The following is a 19,782-nucleotide window of genomic DNA, read 5'->3' on the forward strand; positions in this document are numbered from 1 at the left end:
GCTGGCACCCTTTGTGAGGACGCCCGTGGCGCCGTTGGCGGACGCCTGTGCGGTGGCTTTAGAGGCTGGCTTGCCAGCGATAACGTCCTCAAGGTTTGTGCCGGATTTGAGGGGCGTTTCGTTGGCAAGCCGGTTTCTAAATGAAGCTTCAATCGGCGGTCATGCCTCCCAGCCTGCGCCTTTGACTGCGTTTTGCACCAGGGGGTGCAGGTCTGCGCCTTGCTGCTCGGTTTGCCAGGCCAGGAGTTCCTTGCGCATGCCTGGGGTCCAGAACATTTGCAGGTGGTTGCGCACGCTGAGCATGGCTTGGTCCTGGTCGGGTTCGTTGGCGAAGTAGGAGGCGATCTGGTTGGCCATTTTGATCAGGTTGGCGGTGCTCATCGGCGTACCTCGGCTTTGGCGCTGCGGGCCTGGCGCCGCTGGTCGAGCAGGCGCTGTTGTTCTTCGCTGAAGGCCTGGAAGCGTTTCTGCCATTCGGAAGGGTGGTAGACGCGGCTGACTTCCACGGCCGTGACTTTGTATTCCGGACAGTTGGTGGCCCAGTCGGAGTTGTCGGTGGTGATCACGTTGGCCCCCGATTCGGGGAAGTGGAAGGTGGTGTAGACCACGCCCGGGGCCACGCGCTCGGTGACCCGGGCGCGGAGGACGGTTTGCCCGGCGCGGCTGCCGATGCCCACCCAATCGCCTTCGTTGATGCCACGGCTTTCGGCGTCGCTGGGGTGGATTTCCAGGCGGTCTTCGTCGTGCCAGGCGACGTTGTCGGTGCGTCGGGTCTGGGCGCCGACGTTGTACTGGCTGAGGATGCGTCCGGTGGTCAGCAGCAGTGGGTAGCGCCCGTTGATTTTCTCTTCGGTGGGCACGTAGCCGGTGAGCATGAAGCGGCCTTTGCCGCGCACAAAGGTGTCGATGTGCATGGTCGGCGTGCCGTCGGGCGCCGCTTCGTTGCACGGCCATTGCAGGCTGCCGTGGCGTTCCAGGCTGGCGTAGCTGACGCCGGTGAAGGTCGGGGTCAGGCGGGCGATTTCATCCATGATCTCCGAGGGGTGGTTGTAGTGCATCGGGTAGCCCAGCGCTGCGGCCAGGGCCAGGGTGCCTTCCCAGTCGGCCTTGCCGCCCAGAGGCTCCATGACTTTGCGTACCCGGGAGATGCGCCGCTCGGCGTTGGTGAAGGTGCCGTCCTTTTCCAGGAACGAGGCGCCCGGCAGGAACACGTGGGCGAACTTGGCGGTTTCGTTGAGGAAGATGTCCTGCACCACCACGCATTCCATGGCCGACAGCGCAGCCGTCACGTGTTGGGTGTTGGGGTCGCTCTGGGCGATGTCCTCGCCCTGGCAGTACAGGCCCTTGAAGCTGCCGCCCAGGGCCGCTTCGAACATGTTGGGAATGCGCAGGCCGGGTTCGGGTTGCAGGCTGACGTTCCACGCCTGTTCGAACTGGTTGCGCACTGCCTGGTTGGAGATGTGCCGGTAGCCGGGCAGTTCATGGGGAAAGGAGCCCATGTCGCACGAGCCCTGGACGTTGTTCTGCCCGCGCAGCGGGTTCACCCCGACACCTTCACGGCCGATGTTGCCGGTGGCCATGGCCAGGTTGGCGATGCCCATCACGGCGGTGCTGCCCTGGCTGTGTTCGGTGATGCCCAGGCCGTAGTAGATGGCGGCGTTACCACCGCTGGCATACAGCCGGGCGGCGGCGCGGATGTCGGCGGCGGGCACGCCGCAGATCAGGCCGAGGACTTCAGGCGAGTGCTCGGCACGGCTGACGAACTCGCTCCAGCGGGCGAAATCCGCACCTTCGCAACGGGCGTCGATAAAGTCCTGTTTCAGCAGGCCTTCAGTGACGATCACATGGGCCAGGGCGTTGAGCATGGCGACGTTGGTGCCCGGGCGCAGGGCCAGGTGCAGTTCGGCGCGGGCGTGCACCGAGTCCACCAGGTCGATGCGCCGGGGGTCGATGACGATCAGCCGAGCGCCCTGGCGCAGGCGGCGTTTGAGTTGGGAGGCGAACACTGGGTGGGCGTCGCTGGGGTTGGCGCCCATCACCAGGATCACATCGGCCTGCATCACCGAGTCGAAGCTCTGGGTGCCGGCGGATTCCCCCAGGGTTTGTTTCAGGCCGTAGCCGGTGGGCGAGTGGCAGACGCGGGCACAGGTGTCGACGTTGTTGTTGCCGAAGGCGGCGCGCACCAGCTTCTGCACCAGGTAGGTTTCTTCGTTGGTGCAGCGGCTGGAGGTGATGCCGCCGATCGAGTCGCGGCCGTATTTGAACTGGATGCGCCGCATTTCGCTGGCGGCGTAGCTGACGGCTTCATCCCAGCTGACCTCCTGCCACGGGTCGCTGATGTGCTTGCGGATCATCGGTTTGGTGATGCGGTCCGGGTGGGTGGCGTAGCCCCAGGCGAAGCGCCCTTTGACGCAGGAGTGGCCATGGTTGGCCTGGCCGTTTTTGTCCGGGACCATGCGCACCAGTTGCTCGCCCTTCATTTCGGCGCGGAACGAGCAGCCCACGCCGCAATAGGCGCAGGTGGTGATCACGCTGCGCTCGGGCTGGCCCAGCTCCACCACGCTTTTTTCCATCAGGGTGGCGGTGGGGCAGGCCTGCACGCAGGCGCCGCAGGACACGCATTCGGAGTCGAGGAAGTTGTCGCCGCCGGCCGCCGCCACCCGGGACTCGAAGCCCCGGCCGGTGATGGTCAGGGCGAAGGTGCCCTGGGTTTCTTCGCAGGCACGTACGCAGCGGTTGCAAACGATGCACTTGCTGGGGTCGTAGTCGAAGTAAGGGTTGGAGGTGTCTTTCTGCTCTTGCAGGTGGTTGGCACCGTCATAGCCGTAGCGCACCTCCCGCAGGCCGACCTGGCCGGCCACGGTTTGCAGTTCGCAGTTGCCGTTGGCCGAACAGGTCAGGCAGTCCAGCGGGTGGTCGGAGATGTACAACTCCATCACGTTGCGGCGCAAGCTCGCCAGTTTCGGCGTCTGGGTGTGCACGTTCATGCCCTGGCTGACCGGGGTGGTGCAGGAGGCCGGGTAGCCCCGCATGCCGTCGATTTCCACCAGGCACATGCGGCACGAGCCGAACGCTTCCAGGCTGTCGGTGGCGCAGAGTTTGGGAATCGTCGTGCCCATCAAGGCCGCGGCGCGCATCACCGAGGTGCCTTCGGGCACGCTGATGCTGCGGCCGTCGATGTTCAGGGTGATCTGCACCTGGCTGTCGCGGGCGGGCGTGCCCAGGTCGATGTCTGTCGCAGGGTCGAAAAGAGTGATCATTGGTCGGCCTCCGAGGGCTGCAGACCGAAGTCAGCGGGGAAGTGCTTCAACGCGCTGGCCACCGGGTAGGAGGTCATCCCGCCCAGGGCGCACAGCGAACCGTATTGCAGGGTGTCGCACAGGTCTTTGAGGATCAGCGCCTGCTCGTCGCGCTGCCCCTGATCGGGGGCGGCCAGCAGGCGGTCGATGACCTCCACGCCGCGGGTCGAGCCGATGCGGCACGGCGTGCATTTGCCGCAGGATTCCTCGGCGCAGAACTGCAGGGCGAAGCGCGCCATATGGGCCATGTCCAGGCTGTCGTCGGCCACCACCACGCCGCCGTGGCCGAGCATCGCGCCCATGGCGGCGAAGGCTTCGTAGTCCAGGGGCGTATCGAATTGCGAAGGTGGCACCCAGGCGCCGAGCGGGCCGCCCACTTGCGCGGCTTTCAGGGGGCGGCCGCTGGCGGTGCCGCCGCCGTAGTCGTCCACCAGTTCCCGCAGGGTCAGGCCGAAGGCCCGTTCCACCAGGCCGCCGTGGCGAATATTGCCCGCCAATTGGAAGGGCATGGTGCCCAGTGAACGGCCCATGCCGTAGTCGCGATAGAAGGCTGCACCCTTGGCCAGGATCAGCGGCACCGAGGCCAGGGTCAGCACGTTGTGCACCAGGGTCGGCTGGCCGAACAGGCCTTGCAGTGCGGGGATCGGTGGCTTGGCGCGGACAATCCCGCGCTTGCCTTCGAGGGAGTCCAGCAGCGCGGTTTCTTCGCCGCAGATGTAGGCCCCGGCGCCGACTCGCACTTCCATGTCGAACGCCAGGCCGCTGCCGCACACATTGTTCCCGAGGTAGCCGGCGGTGCGGGCGATCTCCAGTGCTGCGTTGAGTGTTGCCACCGCCTGGGGGTATTCCGAGCGCACGTAGATATAGCCGTAGCTGGCACCCACGGTGACCCCGGCAATGGCCATGCCTTCAATCAGCAGGAACGGGTCGCCCTCCATCAGCATGCGGTCGGCGAAGGTCCCGGAGTCGCCTTCGTCGGCGTTGCACACCACGTACTTTTGCGCCGCTGTGGTGCCGCGCACCGTGCGCCACTTGATCCCCGCAGGGAAGGCCGCGCCGCCCCGGCCACGCAGGCCGGAATCAAAGACCGCGGTGGCCGTCGCTTCGCCGCCCAGGGTGATGGCGTTGGCCAGCCCTTCGAAGCCGCCGTAGGTGCAGTAGTCCTCAAGGGACAGGGGGCGGGTAATGCCGGCGCGGGCGAACAGCAAGCGTTGTTGGCTGTGCAGGTAGGGCAATTGTTCCACCCGCCCCAGGGCCAGTGGATGGGCTGCGGCGTCGCCGAGCAGCGCATCGAGCAAACCCGGCACATCGGCGGCGCTCAGGGGGCCAAAGCCGACCCGGCCTTCCGGGGTGTCCAGTTCCAGCAGCGGCTCCAGCCAATACAGGCCCCGGGAACTGCTGCGGCGCAGGTCCAGTGGCAGGTTGCGGTGTGCGGCTTGGGTGATCAGGGCCGCCGCCACCTCATCGGCGCCGACGGCGCGGGCCAGGGAATCACAGGGCAGATGAAGGCTGAGCATCAGGTGTCCTCCTGGCAGCGATCGAGCAGGGCATCCAGGCGCTCGGCGCTGAGCCGCGCATGCACCTGGCCATCCAGTTCCAGGGCCGGCGAACAGGCGCAGGCGCCCAGGCAATACACCGGCCGCAGGCTGATGCTGCCGTCGGCGCTGCTGCCGTGGTCGTCCAGTTGCAGGCGCTCGCGCAACTGCGCCGCCAACTGCTCGGCGCCCCGACTCTGGCAGGACTCGGCCCGGCACAGGCGCAGGATGTGGCGCGCCGGCGGGGCGGTGCGGAAGTCATGGTAGAAACTGATCACCCCACGCACTTCGGCCTGACTCTGGTTCAGGGCGTGGGCAATTTCGGGAACGGCGGCATCGGGGATGTAACCCAGGTTCGCCTGGATCTCATGCAGGATCGGTAACAGCGCCCCCGGGGAGCCTTGGTGGCGCTCCAGCAGGCTGTTGAGCATCGGCAGTTGCAGCGTGTCATCAGGCATACAGCAATCCTCACGGTCACGGACACACCAATAAGGCTGTCGGTTGTCCGAAAGTGTCGGCTGCGGCATTCACACCACGTCACGGTTTTCGCGGCATGTTCAGGCCGGTGGCCAGGCACCCTGAGCGGGCATCTTGTTGGACCCGGTGCGGTCTTTGCCGCACCTATTCAGGGCATAACAGGCAGCTTGCCACGCTGCCCCGGATGGGTCGGTACGAAAGCGACGTGTTCGGTTCCGTCCACGACCCCCTTGAAGTCTAGAAGAGGGGAGCGCGCAGTGCCGGTCGATCGGATGGAGCGTTGTTACGGCCCGAATCAGGCCCTTTGCGGGGCCGCTGGTTGCGTCTACAAGGGGCCCTTATGCCCGTTGCCTGCAGTGTTTATGCACAACGGGCGGGTATTTCCGGCGTTTTACCGGCCAATCTGTGAAGCCCTTCACAGCAGCCTGCAACTGGCTGTTTTTTCGAAGATTTATTTTATGAACAAAAAATGACCAATTGCGAATGCCTCCTGAAAGCGTTGTTTTTCGAGGCTTCGCCAATTATTCATCAACAGACTTATCCACAGCTTGCGACGCACTGTCGCAGTGCGTTATCGGCGTTCGGCGAGCAGCAGCAGATTGCGCGGGGTCAGGGGCGCCGGGCAGAACGAGCCGAGACGCACGGCATACCCCTGTTCCTCTAGGAACAGCGCCCGATCGAGCACCAGCCACAGCTCCAGGGGCCGCCGGAACAGGCCGCGCAGCAGTTCCAGGTTGCGCACCTGGGCCAGGCGTTGCCAGCCGGCGGCTTCCAGGGCTGGCCAGTCCTGCGTGGCGGTTGTGGATAACCCTTTGAGCGCCGCCAGGTCGCGACAGTAGTCGGCGAAGGGCTTGTCCAGCCAGGCGCTGGGCAGCGAAGGCGTGGGCAAATAGGTGTCGACGCCGCGCAGCTGGCGTTGCAGCAGATCGAAGCCCAGGCGCCGGGCCATGGAGGTGTCGCGCTGGCGGCGGACCCGGGCCCCGGCGGTCACGGTTTCGCTCAGGGGCAGCCCCAGGTCTTCCAGGGACAGTTGCAAGCGGGAGGCCTGGGCGGCTGTGGATAAGCCCTGATAGCGCTCAGCCGCGATGCGGTTGTAGCAGCAGGGGGCGATTGCCAGGTGCCGGCAGCCGGCGGCGCTGGCCAGGTGCATCAGGCGCACGTGCAGGTCGCCGCAGGCATGCAGGGCCACCGGGGTGTGCTGGGCGCCCAGGCGCGCGGCGGCGTCGGCGGCCATGACGTCCTGCTGCACATGCTCGGCCGGCAGTTGCAGGTGCTGGCTCAGTTGCTGGCCGCTGGCGACCAGGGCTGGGTCGTATTCCAGGCAGGTCAGTTGCTGCTCGCCTTGCAGCAGGCGCCGGCCCAGGTGGCCTTTGCCGGCGCACCAGTCCAACCAGTGTTCGGGGCGGTGGGCAAAGTCCAGGCGGCTGGCAAAGGCCTCGATCTGCTGCCATTTGCGTCCGGGCACGTCGACGTTCAAGCGTGGGTGGGCGGCGTGCAGCGGCAGGCTCGGCAGTTCGCCAACCGAGCCCAGGGCCAGGGACTCGGCAGCCAGCGCGGGAAAGGGGCCTGGGGCGTCGAGCTGTTCCGGGTGGTTGTGGGCGCTTTCGGCGTCCGCCAGTGAGCGCTCGCGTAGCCAGCAGGCCAGTTCGGGGTGCTGGGCTTCCCAGGGCAGTTGCAGGTGGGTGAAGGGGCGCGGGCGCCAGAGCCCTTGGTGGGCCAGCAGGAAGTGTTCCAGGGCCTGAAAGCGGGTCAGGAGTTCGGGGCCTTGGAGGATCGCGGGCATGCTTGGCGCTCGGGGTATTGAAAGGGGTGTTCAGGCCCAGCAGTGCCCGGCCGCTCCGCCAGGCCAGGGCCTGGGGAGCGTCAGGGGGTTTAGCGGCCCTGGCAGGCGTCGACCCGCAGCCAGCGTTCCAGCAGCTTGAAGCCGCGCACCAGGATGTACGCCATCAGCAGGTAGAACATCCCCGCGGCGAAGAAGATCTCCACCGGCAGGTAGGTCCGGGCAATGATGGTCCGCGCCATGCCGGTCAGCTCCAGTAGGGTCACGGTGCTGGCCAGGGCGCTGGCCTTGAGCATCAGGATCACTTCGTTGCTGTAGGCCGGCAGGCCGATGCGCGCCGCCCGGGGCAGGATGATGTAGAACAGCGCCTTGGGCTTGGACATGCCCAGGGCCCGCGCCGCTTCGATCTCGCCCGGCGGAATGGCCTGGATCGCGCCCCGCAGGATTTCCGCGATATAGGCCGCAGTGTGCAGGGTCATGGTGGCGGTGGCGCACCAGAACGGGTCCCGCAGGTAGGGCCACAGGGCGCTATTGCGCACCGCATCGAACTGGGCCAGGCCGTAGTAGACCAAAAACAACTGCACCAGCAGCGGCGTGCCCCGGAAGAAGAAAATGTAGCCGTACGGAAAGGCCCGCACGTACCACAGGCGCGACGAGCGGGCGATGCCCAGTGGGATGGCCAGCAGCAGCCCGGCGATGACGGCGATGGCCACCAATTCCAGGGTCAGGGTCGCGCCCTGGGCCAGCTTGGGCAGCCACTTGATGATCACTTCCCAGTTCATTGGGTGCTCCTCGCGAAGCCGCGAGCGGCGCGTTTTTCCAGGTAGTGCATGCCGGTCATGGCCAGCACGGTGAGGCCCAGGTACATGAAGGCCGCCACCATATAGAAGGTGAAGGGCTGTTTGGACACGGTCACGGCGATCTGCGAGTGACGCATGATTTCTTCCAGGCCGATCACCGAAACCAGGGCGGTGTCTTTCATCAGGATCATGAACAGGTTGCCCAGGCCGGGCAGGGCGATGCGCCACATCTGCGGCATGATCAGCTTGGTGAAAATCCGTGTCTTCGACAGGCCCAGGGCCACGCCGGCCTCACGGTGGCCCTTGGGGATCGCCAGGATCGCGCCACGGAACACTTCAGTGGCGTAGGCGCCGAAGCACAGGCCGAGGGCGATGACGCCGGCGGCGAAGGCATTGAGTTCCAGATCGGGGTTGCCGAAGAACTCGCCCAGGGCACGCATCAGGTTGACCGTGCCGAAATAGATCAGTAGCACCCAGAGCAGTTCGGGGATCCCGCGCACCAGGGTCGAATAGGTCCCGCCCAGCCATTGCAGGGGCTTGTACGGGGAGGTCTTGGCCAGGGCGCCGAGCAGGCCGAGCACCAGCCCCAGGCACAGCGCCGAGAGGGCCAGTTTGACGGTCATCAACGCGCCCGCGGCGAGCGCCGGGCCGAATCCGTAGAGGTCGATATTCATGGGGTTTGCCAGGCTTTGCTAAAGGCCGGCGCCCAGGGGGCGGGCGCCGGTCAGGACCGTCAGGATCAGTAGATGCTGAACGGGAAGTACTTGTCGTTGATCTTCTTGTACGTGCCGTCAGCGACGATTTCTTTCAGGGCCGCGTTGAGCTTCTCGCGGATCGGGTCGCCCTTGCGTACAGCGATGCCGATCTTGTCGCTTTCTTCCACCGGGTCGCCCTTGAACTCGTAAGGCTTGCCGGCTTCGCTTTTCAGCCACTCGTAGTTGACGTACTTGTCGGCCAGGATCGCGTCCAGGCGGCCGGACGTCAGGTCCAGGTAGGCGTTTTCCTGGGTGTCGTAGAGCTTGATGGTGATGTCGTCGCCCAGGTTGTCTTCCAGCCAGGTGCCGGCCAGGGTCGCCCGTTGTGCGCCGATGATCTTGCCCTTGAGCGAGGCTTTGTCCGTCTTGAAGCCGGCCTCGGCTTTAGGCGCGATGAACTGCAGCTTGTTCGAGTAGTAGGGCTCGGTGAAGTCCACCGCTTGCTTGCGCTCGTCGGTGATCGACATCGACGAGATCAGGAAGTCGAACTTCTTGGCGTTCAGGGCCGGGATGATGCCGTCCCAGTCGGAGGTGACGATGCTGCACTCGGCTTTCATCTTGGCGCACAGGGCTTCGCCGATGTCTTTGTCGAAGCCGACCACTTGGCCGCTGGCGTCTTTGTTGTTGAACGGCGGGTAGGCCGCTTCGATGCCCATTTTCAGGGTTTCGGCAGCGGCCGTGGCGCTGAAGGCCAGGCTGACGGCAGCGGCCAGGAGGATTTTCTTATAGCTCTGCATGCGTGTAGCTCCGTTAGCGGTTGCTGGACATGAATTGTTTGCAGCGCGCCGAAAGCGGGTTGTCGAAGACCTGCTGTGGCGATCCTTGCTCTTCTACCAGGCCCTGGTGCAGGAACACCACTTCACTGGATACCTGGCGGGCGAAGCTCATTTCATGGGTGACCAGCAGCATGGTACGGCCTTCTTCGGCCAGGGCGCGGATCACGTTGAGGACTTCCTGGACCATTTCCGGGTCCAGGGCCGAGGTCGGCTCGTCGAACAGGATGACTTTAGGCTGCATCGCCAGGGTGCGGGCGATGGCGGCGCGCTGTTGCTGGCCGCCGGACAGTTGGGCCGGGTAGGCGTGGCGCTTGTCGGCAATGCCGACCTTGGCCAGCAGGGCTTCGGCCACTTCGATGGCTTCGGCCTTGCTTTGGCCCAGCACCCGGCGCGGCGCCTCGATGATGTTGTCGAGCACGCTCATGTGCGGCCAGAGGTTGAAGTTCTGGAACACGAAACCGATTTCACTGCGCAGGCGGTTGATCTGCTTGCCGTCGGCGGCCACCAGCTCGCCGTTTTTCGCCGGCTTGAGCTTGAGTTCTTCACCGGCCACCAGGATCTGTCCCTGGTGCGGGTTCTCCAGCAGGTTGATGCAGCGCAGAAAGGTGGACTTGCCGGAACCGGAGGAGCCCAGGATCGAGATCACGTCGCCGTCGCGTGCGGTCAGCGAGACACCTTTAAGTACCTCCAGCGAACCGTAGCGTTTATGCAAGTTGCGGATTTCAAGCGCGGGCGTGGCCTCAGCCATGTGCGGTCCTCATAGAGTTCATTGCGCTCCTGCTGTTGGCTGGCCTTCCTGGCGAGGCGCCAACCTAGCATAGGGGTCCAAGCGCAGCCAACAGCGTCACCGGGGCTAAACGGAAGGGGCGTGACAGGTTGTCGCATCGGCGCAGCAGACTGTCGCGCCATCTACAACCCGACGCCCGTTTCATCCGTGTTTGCGGCCGGTGTCGCGTAAAAAAAGGCGCGATGTTGCCAGCTTTGGCCGGGTGTTGGAAGCAGCAACGGGCCAAAGGTCATGGATCCGCCCCTTTATTGTGCGTAGCGCACTTTTCGGGTGTGTTTCGGGTGCGCGGTTTCGTCTAGCAGATGGGTGAACCGGTAACGTTCTGGCGAAATGCCATTAATCTCAATGACTTGCGTAAAACCGTCGGTCGCCTTGCAGCCCGCGGAATCCGGGAGCCCGTAACATTTTGGCGCAAATCTTGCGTAAGAAATAAACAACGCCCTGTTGGATTCTTTTTACGAGAAGGAATGCAGACCGGGTGGAATGAATTTTTATTTCGTTGCAAAGGTGCTTTTCATGAGCGGTACGCAACTCTCCAATGACCTCGAACAGGGGCTCAAACCGCGGCATGTGACCATGCTGTCGATCGCTGGCGTAATCGGTGCCGGGCTGTTCGTCGGCTCCGGCCACGCCATCGCCGAAGCCGGCCCTGCTGTTCTCTTGGCTTACGCCGCTGCCGGCACCCTGGTGGTGCTGGTGATGCGCATGCTGGCGGAAATGGCCGTCGCTTCGCCGGACACCGGGTCGTTCTCTACCTATGCGGACCGCGCCATCGGCCATTGGGCCGGTTTCACTATCGGTTGGTTGTACTGGTGGTTCTGGGTCTTGGTGATTCCGTTGGAAGCCAACGCCGCGGCGACCATCCTGCATGCCTGGTTCCCCGACATTGCGATCTGGGTCTTCACCCTGGTGATCACCTTGCTGCTCACCGCCACCAACCTGTTCAGCGTGAAGAACTACGGCGAGTTCGAGTTCTGGTTCGCCCTGATCAAGGTCGTGGCCATCATCGGCTTCGTGATCCTCGGCTTGCTGGCGATCTGCGGCTTGCTGCCCACCAGCCAGGTCAGCGGCGTGTCCCATCTGTTCGACACCCAGGGCTTCCTGCCCAACGGGATGGGCGCAGTGCTGGCGGCGATGCTGACCACCATGTTCTCGTTCATGGGCACCGAGATCGTCACCATTGCTGCGGCGGAATCGAAGAACCCGGGCCAGCAGATCTCCAAGGCCACCAACTCGGTGATCTGGCGGATCGGCCTGTTCTACCTGGTGTCGATCTTTATCGTTGTGGCCCTGGTGCCGTGGAACGACCCAAGCCTGGCCAACGTCGGTTCCTACCAGACCGTGCTCGATCGCATGGGCATCCCCAACGCCAAGCTGATCGTTGACCTGGTGGTGCTGGTGGCCGTGACCAGTTGCTTGAACTCGGCGCTGTACACCGCTTCGCGCATGCTCTTCTCCCTGGGCAAGCGCGGCGACGCGCCGGCGGCTGCCAAGCGCACCAACCGCAGCGGCACGCCTTACTGGGCGGTGATCCTGTCCACGGCTGCGGCCTTCCTGGCGGTGTTCGCCAACTACGTGGCGCCAGCGGCGGTGTTCGAGTTCCTGCTGGCCAGCTCCGGCGCCATTGCCCTGCTGGTGTACCTGGTGATTGCCGTATCCCAATTGCGCATGCGTCAGAAACGCGTGGCGGCTGGTGAGAAAATCGCCTTCCGCATGTGGCTGTTCCCGGGCCTGACCTACGCGGTGATCGTATTTATCGTTGCGGTGCTGGGCATCATGCTGTTCCAGGAAGACCACCGGGTGGAGATCCTCGCCACCGGTGTGTTGAGCCTTCTGGTGATTGCGGCCGGCCTGTTTGTGGCGCGGCGTCGCAAGCTGGAACGTGCTGGCGCGGCGGTGCTCAACTGATTCCCTGAGCCTTCGCTCCACTGAAAAAGCCGCTGTCGATGCCGACCGCGGCTTTTTCGTTTTACTGGCCTGTCCCCGGCATTCGGTGCTGGGTGACGGTTCCACCCCTGGCGGCTTATGGCTATAGTCCGGCCCTCAGATTCTCAAGCCGGGGCACGCAGGAGCACGCATGGCATTCACCAAGATCATCTTCAAGCACCCGGAGTCCGGGGCGGTACGGGCAGCGCCGGTGGGCTTTTCCTGGACGGTGCTGTTTTTCGGCTTTCTGCCGCCGTTGTTCCGGGAAGACTGGAAATGGGGCGCGATCCTGTTTGCCCTGGGGATCTTCACCTTCACCCTGAGCAATGTGGTGTTCGGTTTTACCTACAACAGGCTGCACATCGCCGAGTTGGTCGGCGCCGGCTTCAAGGCGCAGTCCGTCGCCAGTGGCAACCTCGACGCCATCAGCACGCGGATCGGCGTGGCCATCCCACCACTGCAAGCCGCTTGAGGCCTGAGTGTTTCGGGCGATGCAAAAAGGGCGCATTCATCACTGAATGCGCCCTTTTTTTATCGCAGGCGGGGCTCAGTCGGCGGCGTCAAGCAGGGCTTGGGAGGCGGTGACATAAGCGGTCTGGAACGCCGGCGATTCGATCCACGCCAGGGCGCTGGCTTCGTCCGCTTCGGTGGACCATTGGCGGTACTCGATCAGCGCCGCGAGGATGAAGTCGGTGGCGCCTTCCTCGCCTTCCTGCTCCAGCACCAGGGCCAGCAGCGGGTCTTCCAGGAACGCCGTGCACAGCGCTTGCAGGCTGGTCTGCTCGGCATCACGCATGGTTTTGAACAGCTCGGTCAGGTCCACCGACTCGAAGTCGATGCGGTCATCGTTCGGGTCCAGTTCCACGGGCGCAACGTTGCGCTGGGTGCGGTTTTGCTTGGCTTTGGTCTTCGCCCGCTGGGCTCTTTTGTGTTGCTTGTTCGCAGATGCCATGGGCGCCTTACCTGTTGCAGAAGGGGGAGCTGAAACTCAGGTGCAAAAGGATGCCAGTAAAAGGTCGCCACGGCACCTTTAGATGACCATAGGCGGCACGGGGCGCCCCGGCGTGCCTGCCGCCAGGGTGCCGTGTTGCAGCCAGTGCAGGGCAATCGGCCACAGGCGGTCTTGATAGTGGCTGCGGAAAAACGCGAAGTGCCCGACGTCCTGTTCGCCAATGTCTTCGGGCGCAATGCGCCAATGGGTGCAGCGGCTGCCGGTGAAATACCCCAGCAGGCGCTGGATGGCCGGCACGGTGCCGTAAGGGTCGTCCTCAATGCTGATGGCCAGCAGGTCGGCCTCGACCCAGGCGAAGGGCAGGCCAGCGTGTTGGCGCACCAGCTGGCGACCGCTGGGGCGCTGCTCGTAGCGTGCGCGCGGCGTGGCCCAATCGCGCACCACGCCGGCCGGGGTGTCTTCGAGCCAGCCCAGGCGCTTGCCTGGGAAGTAGCCGCACAGTGCGGTGACCAGGGGCATCACCAGGTGCCATTTGCCGAACATCCGCCAGCGTTGCTGGGGGCTGTAATCGCGCCAGTAGGCGAATTGCGCACCGACTGTCACCAGCCGGCGGATCGCTGCGCCCGAGGCGCCGAGGCCCGCCGCGCAGCCGCCAAAACTGTGGCCCACCACGTCGATCGGCTGCCCGGGAAACTCGCGCTGGGCGCGTTGCAAGATGGCCTCGAAATCCAGCGCGCCCCAATCCGACCACGACGCGTGCAACCCCTTCAGCGAGGTCGGCCGCGACTCGCCGATGCCGCGATAGTCATACAGCAGCACCTCGAAGCCATGGGCGAACAGGTACTCGGCAAACCGCGAGTAGTGCCGGCAGCGCACCGAGGTGGCCGGGTTGATGATCACCACCGGGCGCTGGCGGTCTGGCTGGCAATGGCGCCAGCTGAAACCGCCCAGCAGGAAGCCGTCAGCCGCCGCCTCGCTGAAGGCCACATCGGCGCCAGGCAGCTTTGTGGCGTTCAGCGTCGGCAAGGGGGTGGGTGGCGTGTGCACGGTCATGATCGGGGCTCCTGTGGCGCAATGGCGCGCCCTGAGCGTGGTCGGGGCTAGGGGTGTTTGGCGGCCGTGCCCATTAATACCCGGCTTACCCAGAACGCTGCAACGGCGAGGGCGGCGAGCACCAGGGCAATCAGGCCGTGCATGACGATTTCGAACCAGAAGCGCCCGGGCTCTGTGGCCAGGGTATAAATCCGTCGTGGGCCGACCCGGTTGCCCGTGACGATCTGACCTTGCACCACGCTGTCCACCAGCAGGAAACCCAGGCCGCCCACCAGCAGCAACAGGAACACCCCGATCAACACAAAGACCCAGGCGCCGCGTCGCGGGTTGTCGGGGGCGGGGTGGGGTAAGGGGACGCGAACTTTTTTCTGGCTCATGGGCAACATTCCTTTGTGGCAGTCTGCGGCGGCCCCCTGCGATGGGGCGCGGCGGGTAACTTTACTCGCCCCCGGCCGATCACGATAATCGGCGCCTCTGCCACCTTGGACTACCGCACATGGAATTGCTGGAAAGGGATCTTGCCGATTGGGAGCCATTGGCGCTTGAGTGGCATCAGGGTTATGGGTTTGTCCAGGGCGAGTTGCTGGGCGATGCCCAGGCTCGCGACACCTACATCCTGCTCAACCCGGAGGGCAAGGCGCCCCAGGTAGTGGCCGAAGAGGCTGCGGCCGGGGGCTTTTGGCCGACACCGCTGATCCCCGGAGAGCCGGTCTGGCGCCATCGCCGCAACCGCCACTTGCTGGCTGATGCGCGCTGCGTCTTTTACTGCCAGCCGCATTACGACGGACGCTATGGCTTCCAGGCGTTGCTTGCCTTGCCGTTCCAGTTCCGCGAGCCCTTGCATAGCCTGCTCCATGGGTACTGGCGCGATCGCTTGACCCTCTATTTCTTTACCGATTACGAAGTGCGCGCGATGCAGGACGTGCAGCATGGGGCGTTTGCCTTGCTCGAGCAGGACCTGACTGAGGGGGTCGTGCCTGCACCGCTGTACACCGACGGGGTGGGGCTCTTTCTCTATGGCCGTCGCGTGGCCAATGCGGGCGATCAGGTGCGGGCGACCAACTGCCGGGCTTACCAAGTGGTCAATGGCCAGGTCTGCCGAGGGTTCAAGCCGTTGCACCAGAAGGACGGCAGCCCGTTGCCCATCGCCAACCCGGAGGGTTTCCATCAGGTCGCGGGCCGCTGGTTCAGTGATGGTCAGTCGATCATCGTCCAGGCGCAGCAAGGTTCGAGCGTGAGCTACGAATACTTCTACCGCATCGATGACGTCGACCTCGCCAGCTTCACCGTGCTCAACGAACGCTATGCCAAGGATGCCCGACGCGCCTATTACATCACCGGCAGAACCCTCCGCAATGTCGGCGAGTTCCGTCTGGTGAAGGAGCAGTACCCGCAGTTCGACGCCGGCGGGCGTGTGGTGGCGAGCACGGAGAGCGACGATCGCTATTTTGCCGTGGACGAGCAATACGTCTACGCCGCCGGCACCCGATTGCGCGGCGCTCACGGTCCCAGTTTTCGCTCCCTGGGCTTCAACCATTACTGCGATCAGCAGCGCGCTTATCTGGGCAAGCAACTGCTGGAGCTTGAGGTGGACAGCCTGGTGGTGGCCAAGCTGTATCGGGGCGAGGGCGAATACGCACCGGTGCTGGTGGGCGACCGGCATGGCCCCCTGAACGCTGGTGGGGTGCTTAATAACGCGATGTTCGAGCAGTGGGCGCCGTACTTTGCCGCGCACCCTGAGCGAGAGGATTACTGGTGGCACCGCATGCAGGCGCAACGTGAGCAGCCTGAAGCAGAGGAAGACCCGGCCAGCCTGCGGGATATCGGCCAGGGCTTCAGCCTGGGGCGCAGTGTGTACTTCCAGGGGAATAAGATCGAAGGCCTGGACGCGGCGAGCTTCAGGTTGCTCAACGAAAGCCTGTGCGGCGATGCCAATGGCTTGTACCGCATTGATTACTATTCGAGGGCCAACATGGCCGCCGAGCGTTTTTCGACCCAGCCTGTAGAGCATTTCCGGTTCCTGGATGAGGTGTACATCACCGATGGCAAGGCCGTGTTCAAGCACTGGATTCACTACCACCTGCCAGAACTGCTGCGCAAAGCCGATCTCGCCACTTTCGAAACCTTCGGCCATGGCTGGGCCAGGGATGCGTCGGCGGTGTACTGCTACGGCGAAATAAAAAAACACCTCAACCCGGCGACCACGCGCTTTTTGGGCAGTTATGCCTTCAGCCCCGAACTGATGTCGTGGGCTGGCAAACCGCTGGATGTGGAATTCACCATGGACGAAGTGTCGGTGCCGCACCCGGAGTTTCTGCAGCTGGGGACCCGCAAACTGTTCTGCGGCCGCCGCCCGCAGAGCGCCAAGCGTATCGACCTGCCGACCCTGGAGTTTCTCGACGCCAAATTCGCTCGGGACAAGCGAACGTTCTATCGCTACGAGCGCGACGTGGGTCTGACCGAAACCAGCGAAGACGAGTACCGACAAGCCTTGGCCAAGGCCGGCGAAACTTTGAAGAAATAGTCATTCACTAAGGACTGCACACATGGACGCGACAAAAACGCTGCAACCCCAGGAATGCCAGGGCATGGACGATATCCGCCGGGAAATCGACCGCCTGGACCAGAGCGTCATTCAACTGCTGGGCCAACGGTTCCAGTACGTGCTTGCCGCCTCGAAGTTCAAGACCTCGGCCACCTCGGTGCGCGCCCCGGAGCGCTTCAAGGCCATGCTCGCCACCCGCCGCGAATGGGCGGCGGCCGAAGGCCTGAGCCCGGATGCGATCGAGAAAATGTACAGCGACCTGGTGCAGCACTTTATCGCTGAAGAGATGAAGCACTGGCAGGCCGAGCAGCCCACGGCCGGCGCCTGATGTCGGATGCGGTGAGTGAGCCGCCGGTGCCCGACGAACAGGCGTCGTCACCGGCCCCGGAGATCAAGATCAAGCTGTTTCCCGAGGATGTGGCCCTGTTGGACGAGTGCGGGCATCCGTTCCTCCTTCCTGTGCCCCGCTCCTGGGCGGCGCGCCTGTTCCCGGTACTCTGGCTGCTGCTGGCCGTGGGCTTTGTCGCCGCGCTGTTCACCGGCAGCACGCTGACCTTGCCCCTGGGCTTGTCGACCCTGTGCTACCCCGTGGTCTTCTTGCTGCTGCACCACTGGCTGAGCCCAGCCGAGCAGCGCCTGGCCTGGTTCGATGCCCAAGGCCTGCACCTGCTGTGCGGCACTCAACAGGCGCCCTGCGCGAGCTACCAGCACTTCATCGCGTTCGAGGACATGGTCCAGATCAAGACCTTCAACGAGTACCGCAACATGGGGCGCTCGGGGATATTCCATTTCCGCAGCTACCAGATCCAGCTGAGGGTGCCGCTGTTCGAGCGATACAGCCTGCGCATCAACACCCATCGCAGTGAATACTCGGTGCTGCGGATGATCAAGCGCGTGGCGCAACTGCCTGCGGCGCAACACATCGAGATCGTGCCCATGGTGCGTTACGGCAAATTCCCGCCCACCCGGATCGAAGCCCGCCGGGAACGTGCGCGGCGCTTGGAGGGGGAGGTGTGAGCGGGGCGCGATTGAGCCTGGGGCGCGGGTTGGCCCTGTAACGTTCAGTCATCAGGCGAGGGCTTGCGCTCACCTGACCCGCTCTTTACTCTGCGCCGGTCGCTGCCAAATCAGCGACCGGGCGTAGGAACCCGATCATAAGATGCGTACAGGCACCCAGCCTTTTGGGTGTCTTCTGCTGCCTATGCGTTATGGCGGCTGTACGCGGGCACGCTTCGGCGTGGCCGGATCTTGTGACCGGTTCCTACCCCCGCGTGCAGCTGCCACCTGGCCGGTAGGAAGTTGGGTGGTAGCTCCTCACACACAAGGAGTTTCGCCCATGAACGGATATATCCCTCTTCAAAGCACCGCCGCAGACAACCCTGTCCTGCTGATCAATCCCCATGCACCGCTGCTGGACCTCCTGGCCTGCGCCGATCAGCGCATCCGCGCCATCCACAAACTGATGAACAGCCTGTCCTGCATGACCGCGCAAACAGCCGACGACAGCGACCTGTTCCAGATCGCCGACATCGCCGCACTGTTGCTCGGTGATGGCGTAGCCCTGCTCGATGTGGCGCAGGGCAGGGCGACGGAGTGGGCTGACAAAACGTCCTGACCTGCGGACGCAGGCCATGTGTCAGTTCAGCCAGGATCGATTCGATCCTGGCTGCTCAAGGGCGTTCGTCATAGAGCGTGCCGATCTGGCGTTCCAGGGCTCGGGTGAGCCCGCCCTGTAACGCGGTATGCCGGCCCATCTGCCCGCAGGTTTGCACGTGCAATGTGTCGACGGTACGCAATACCTGCTTGCGTGACTGGCGGATTAATTCACTGAGGCTTTCGATCAGTGGAAGCCGAGTCAGGAGCCCCCAAAATGCTCCGCAATCAAACGGTTGTTCTGTGCTCAGCCACACAGATACTGAGAGACAGCAGCAAGGCGATAGTGGCGAGCCCGCCGGCTACCCAGAGGTTACCGGTAAGGCCGATCCCATCTAAAACGAGGCCACCCGCCCAGGCTCCTAATGCAATTCCGACATTGAAAACGCCTACATACAGCGCCGTAGCAATTTCCACGGCACGCGGCGCGGCTTTCATCATCCACGTCATCAGGCCGACCGACACGCCGCCATAGGCTAACCCCCAAACCAGCAGCACAATGCCGCCAATGTTGGAGTGGCCGATGATCAGGAACAGCACTGGCACCAGTAGCAGGCCCAATGAGATGGCTATCAAGGTTTGCGCTGTGCGCTGCGCTGCGATGATCCCTGCCAGGAAGTTGCCGGCTATGCCCGCTAAGCCATAGGCGAATAACAGTGCGCTCACCCATTGGCTATCGAACCCCGATACCGACATCAGTAACGGACGCACGAAGGTAAAAACCATGAAGTGTCCGGCCACCAGTGCCAGTGTCAAAAGTAGCCCGACTTGTAGCGTCCGGTTGCCTAGCTGTTCGCCAAACTGGCGCACGGTCACCGAACCAGTAACGGGGAGTTTGGGGATAACAGCAAGATGCAACGCCAACACTAACCCGCTGAATAGCGCCATGCCGCCGAAGGCCCAGCGCCACCCAGCAAAGTCACCGACCAGTGCGCCAAGTGGAACACCCAGCACTGAAGCAGCTGCCACTCCTCCGAAGATGATGGAGGTGGCTAAACCAACAGAGTGATCAGGGACAAGCCGACAAGCTAGCCCCCCGGCGATCGCCCAGATACCACCCATGCAAAATCCGACTAGAACACGGGCGGCCAGCATCCAGGCCATGCTGGGTGCCAAAGCCGACGCAATGTTGGCAATCACTAACAGCCCTAGCAACCCGCATAGAATTCTGCGCCGGTCCACGCCGCCCGATGCGATCACCGCCAGCGGTGCGAATAACGCCGCCAGCAATGCTGGCAATGAAATCATCAGGCCCGCTGTTCCGGGGGAGGTGTCCAGCGTTTTGGCAATCGGCGTCAGCAGTCCGACCGGGAGCATTTCAGTCGTCACAACGGAAAAGGTGGCAAGCCCTACGGCGGTCACTGCCAGCCATGGGTGTTGAACAGAGGTTCCAACGAGTTTGGCTGAAGACGTGCTCATGATTCAGATCCTTGGAATAGAGAAA

At 63.8% G+C, this 19,782-nt stretch carries 19 protein-coding genes; 6 read left to right on the forward strand and 13 right to left on the reverse strand.

Translation table 11 applies throughout. From position 1 onward, the window contains the following. Positions 1–159: 159 nt before the first annotated feature. From M1B35_RS26835 to M1B35_RS26875, 9 genes are all read right to left on the reverse strand, one after another. Positions 160–381 carry a formate dehydrogenase subunit delta gene (locus M1B35_RS26835; protein ID WP_123329156.1) on the reverse strand — a complete coding sequence of 74 codons (222 nt, stop codon included), beginning with the start codon at positions 379–381 and terminating at the stop codon, positions 160–162. Next, complete coding sequence (gene fdhF / locus M1B35_RS26840) at positions 378–3,260, reverse strand: formate dehydrogenase subunit alpha (protein WP_268263571.1); 2,883 nt, start codon at positions 3,258–3,260, stop codon at positions 378–380. Before fdhF ends, M1B35_RS26835 begins: the two co-directional genes overlap by 4 nt. Next, complete coding sequence (locus M1B35_RS26845; RefSeq protein ID WP_268263572.1) at positions 3,257–4,816, reverse strand: formate dehydrogenase beta subunit; 1,560 nt, start codon at positions 4,814–4,816, stop codon at positions 3,257–3,259. Before M1B35_RS26845 ends, fdhF begins: the two co-directional genes overlap by 4 nt. Then, entirely contained in the window at positions 4,816–5,292 is a 477-nt protein-coding gene (locus M1B35_RS26850; RefSeq protein WP_268263573.1) for a formate dehydrogenase subunit gamma, read from the reverse strand. The genes M1B35_RS26845 and M1B35_RS26850 overlap by 1 nt, the downstream gene beginning before the upstream one ends. Before the next feature lie 590 nt (positions 5,293–5,882). Further along, on the reverse strand, positions 5,883–7,094 hold the full coding sequence (locus M1B35_RS26855; protein ID WP_268263574.1) for a methyltransferase: 1,212 nt from the start codon (positions 7,092–7,094) through the stop codon (positions 5,883–5,885). Between the two features lie 89 nt (positions 7,095–7,183). Continuing rightward, the gene (locus M1B35_RS26860; RefSeq protein WP_123329166.1) at positions 7,184–7,873 is read right to left on the reverse strand and encodes an ABC transporter permease; all 690 of its coding nucleotides are present in this window, start codon (positions 7,871–7,873) and stop codon (positions 7,184–7,186) included. Further along, entirely contained in the window at positions 7,870–8,565 is a 696-nt protein-coding gene (locus tag M1B35_RS26865; protein WP_123329168.1) for an ABC transporter permease, read from the reverse strand. Before M1B35_RS26865 ends, M1B35_RS26860 begins: the two co-directional genes overlap by 4 nt. 65 nt (positions 8,566–8,630) lie before the next feature. Next, positions 8,631–9,383 (reverse strand): ABC transporter substrate-binding protein, encoded by a 753-nt coding sequence (locus M1B35_RS26870; protein ID WP_123329171.1) that lies wholly within the window; start codon positions 9,381–9,383, stop codon positions 8,631–8,633. 13 nt (positions 9,384–9,396) lie between these two features. Next, a complete protein-coding gene (locus M1B35_RS26875; RefSeq protein ID WP_123329173.1) occupies positions 9,397–10,170 on the reverse strand; it encodes an ABC transporter ATP-binding protein in 774 nt (257 codons plus the stop codon). A gap of 555 nt (positions 10,171–10,725) precedes the next feature. On the opposite strand from M1B35_RS26875, the gene gabP reads away from it, so the two are divergent. Together gabP and M1B35_RS26885 are read left to right on the forward strand one after the other, a co-directional pair. Continuing rightward, positions 10,726–12,117 carry a GABA permease gene (gabP, locus tag M1B35_RS26880; RefSeq protein ID WP_268263575.1) on the forward strand — a complete coding sequence of 464 codons (1,392 nt, stop codon included), beginning with the start codon at positions 10,726–10,728 and terminating at the stop codon, positions 12,115–12,117. 169 nt (positions 12,118–12,286) lie between these two features. Then, positions 12,287–12,607 carry a hypothetical protein gene (locus M1B35_RS26885; RefSeq protein WP_268263576.1) on the forward strand — a complete coding sequence of 107 codons (321 nt, stop codon included), beginning with the start codon at positions 12,287–12,289 and terminating at the stop codon, positions 12,605–12,607. A gap of 75 nt (positions 12,608–12,682) precedes the next feature. On the opposite strand, the gene M1B35_RS26890 is transcribed toward M1B35_RS26885, so the two are convergent. The 3 genes from M1B35_RS26890 to M1B35_RS26900 form a co-directional block, all read right to left on the reverse strand. Beyond that, entirely contained in the window at positions 12,683–13,087 is a 405-nt protein-coding gene (locus M1B35_RS26890; protein WP_123329177.1) for a hypothetical protein, read from the reverse strand. Between the two features lie 78 nt (positions 13,088–13,165). Then, positions 13,166–14,140: an alpha/beta hydrolase family protein gene (locus tag M1B35_RS26895; RefSeq protein ID WP_268263577.1), complete on the reverse strand. Its 975-nt coding sequence runs from the start codon at positions 14,138–14,140 to the stop codon at positions 13,166–13,168. Positions 14,141–14,187: 47 nt separating this feature from the next. After that, complete coding sequence (locus M1B35_RS26900) at positions 14,188–14,517, reverse strand: hypothetical protein (protein ID WP_123329181.1); 330 nt, start codon at positions 14,515–14,517, stop codon at positions 14,188–14,190. Positions 14,518–14,636: 119 nt separating this feature from the next. Here M1B35_RS26900 and M1B35_RS26905 point away from each other — a divergent pair, with 119 nt between their 5' ends. The 4 genes from M1B35_RS26905 (at position 14,637) to M1B35_RS26920 (ending at position 18,300) form a co-directional block, all read left to right on the forward strand. After that, entirely contained in the window at positions 14,637–16,664 is a 2,028-nt protein-coding gene (locus M1B35_RS26905; RefSeq protein ID WP_268263578.1) for a DKNYY domain-containing protein, read from the forward strand. A 22-nt stretch (positions 16,665–16,686) separates the two neighbouring features. Next, positions 16,687–17,013, forward strand: a complete 327-nt coding sequence (locus M1B35_RS26910) for an isochorismate lyase (RefSeq protein ID WP_123329185.1) — start codon at positions 16,687–16,689, stop codon at positions 17,011–17,013. Beyond that, positions 17,013–17,702, forward strand: coding sequence for a hypothetical protein (locus M1B35_RS26915; protein WP_268263579.1), 690 nt, complete (start codon positions 17,013–17,015; stop codon positions 17,700–17,702). The genes M1B35_RS26910 and M1B35_RS26915 overlap by 1 nt, the downstream gene beginning before the upstream one ends. 319 nt (positions 17,703–18,021) lie before the next feature. After that, the gene (locus M1B35_RS26920) at positions 18,022–18,300 is read left to right on the forward strand and encodes a hypothetical protein (RefSeq protein WP_268263580.1); all 279 of its coding nucleotides are present in this window, start codon (positions 18,022–18,024) and stop codon (positions 18,298–18,300) included. Between the two features lie 266 nt (positions 18,301–18,566). Here M1B35_RS26920 and M1B35_RS26925 read toward each other — a convergent pair whose 3' ends face one another. Continuing rightward, positions 18,567–19,757, reverse strand: a complete 1,191-nt coding sequence (locus M1B35_RS26925) for an MFS transporter (RefSeq protein ID WP_268263581.1) — start codon at positions 19,755–19,757, stop codon at positions 18,567–18,569. Positions 19,758–19,782 lie beyond the last annotated feature (25 nt).

Origin of the sequence: Pseudomonas morbosilactucae, from assembly GCF_023241665.1 — a bacterium.
GTDB lineage: Bacteria > Pseudomonadota > Gammaproteobacteria > Pseudomonadales > Pseudomonadaceae > Aquipseudomonas > Aquipseudomonas morbosilactucae.

Coding starts and splice junctions, on each gene's coding strand:
- M1B35_RS26835 (WP_123329156.1), bottom strand. CDS start 381: ATGAGCACCGCCAACCTGATCAAAATGGCCAACCAGATCGCCTCCTAC.
- fdhF (WP_268263571.1), bottom strand. CDS start 3,260: ATGATCACTCTTTTCGACCCTGCGACAGACATCGACCTGGGCACGCCC.
- M1B35_RS26845 (WP_268263572.1), bottom strand. CDS start 4,816: ATGCTCAGCCTTCATCTGCCCTGTGATTCCCTGGCCCGCGCCGTCGGC.
- M1B35_RS26850 (WP_268263573.1), bottom strand. CDS start 5,292: ATGCCTGATGACACGCTGCAACTGCCGATGCTCAACAGCCTGCTGGAG.
- M1B35_RS26855 (WP_268263574.1), bottom strand. CDS start 7,094: ATGCCCGCGATCCTCCAAGGCCCCGAACTCCTGACCCGCTTTCAGGCC.
- M1B35_RS26860 (WP_123329166.1), bottom strand. CDS start 7,873: ATGAACTGGGAAGTGATCATCAAGTGGCTGCCCAAGCTGGCCCAGGGC.
- M1B35_RS26865 (WP_123329168.1), bottom strand. CDS start 8,565: ATGAATATCGACCTCTACGGATTCGGCCCGGCGCTCGCCGCGGGCGCG.
- M1B35_RS26870 (WP_123329171.1), bottom strand. CDS start 9,383: ATGCAGAGCTATAAGAAAATCCTCCTGGCCGCTGCCGTCAGCCTGGCC.
- M1B35_RS26875 (WP_123329173.1), bottom strand. CDS start 10,170: ATGGCTGAGGCCACGCCCGCGCTTGAAATCCGCAACTTGCATAAACGC.
- gabP (WP_268263575.1), top strand. CDS start 10,726: ATGAGCGGTACGCAACTCTCCAATGACCTCGAACAGGGGCTCAAACCG.
- M1B35_RS26885 (WP_268263576.1), top strand. CDS start 12,287: ATGGCATTCACCAAGATCATCTTCAAGCACCCGGAGTCCGGGGCGGTA.
- M1B35_RS26890 (WP_123329177.1), bottom strand. CDS start 13,087: ATGGCATCTGCGAACAAGCAACACAAAAGAGCCCAGCGGGCGAAGACC.
- M1B35_RS26895 (WP_268263577.1), bottom strand. CDS start 14,140: ATGACCGTGCACACGCCACCCACCCCCTTGCCGACGCTGAACGCCACA.
- M1B35_RS26900 (WP_123329181.1), bottom strand. CDS start 14,517: ATGAGCCAGAAAAAAGTTCGCGTCCCCTTACCCCACCCCGCCCCCGAC.
- M1B35_RS26905 (WP_268263578.1), top strand. CDS start 14,637: ATGGAATTGCTGGAAAGGGATCTTGCCGATTGGGAGCCATTGGCGCTT.
- M1B35_RS26910 (WP_123329185.1), top strand. CDS start 16,687: ATGGACGCGACAAAAACGCTGCAACCCCAGGAATGCCAGGGCATGGAC.
- M1B35_RS26915 (WP_268263579.1), top strand. CDS start 17,013: ATGTCGGATGCGGTGAGTGAGCCGCCGGTGCCCGACGAACAGGCGTCG.
- M1B35_RS26920 (WP_268263580.1), top strand. CDS start 18,022: ATGAACGGATATATCCCTCTTCAAAGCACCGCCGCAGACAACCCTGTC.
- M1B35_RS26925 (WP_268263581.1), bottom strand. CDS start 19,757: ATGAGCACGTCTTCAGCCAAACTCGTTGGAACCTCTGTTCAACACCCA.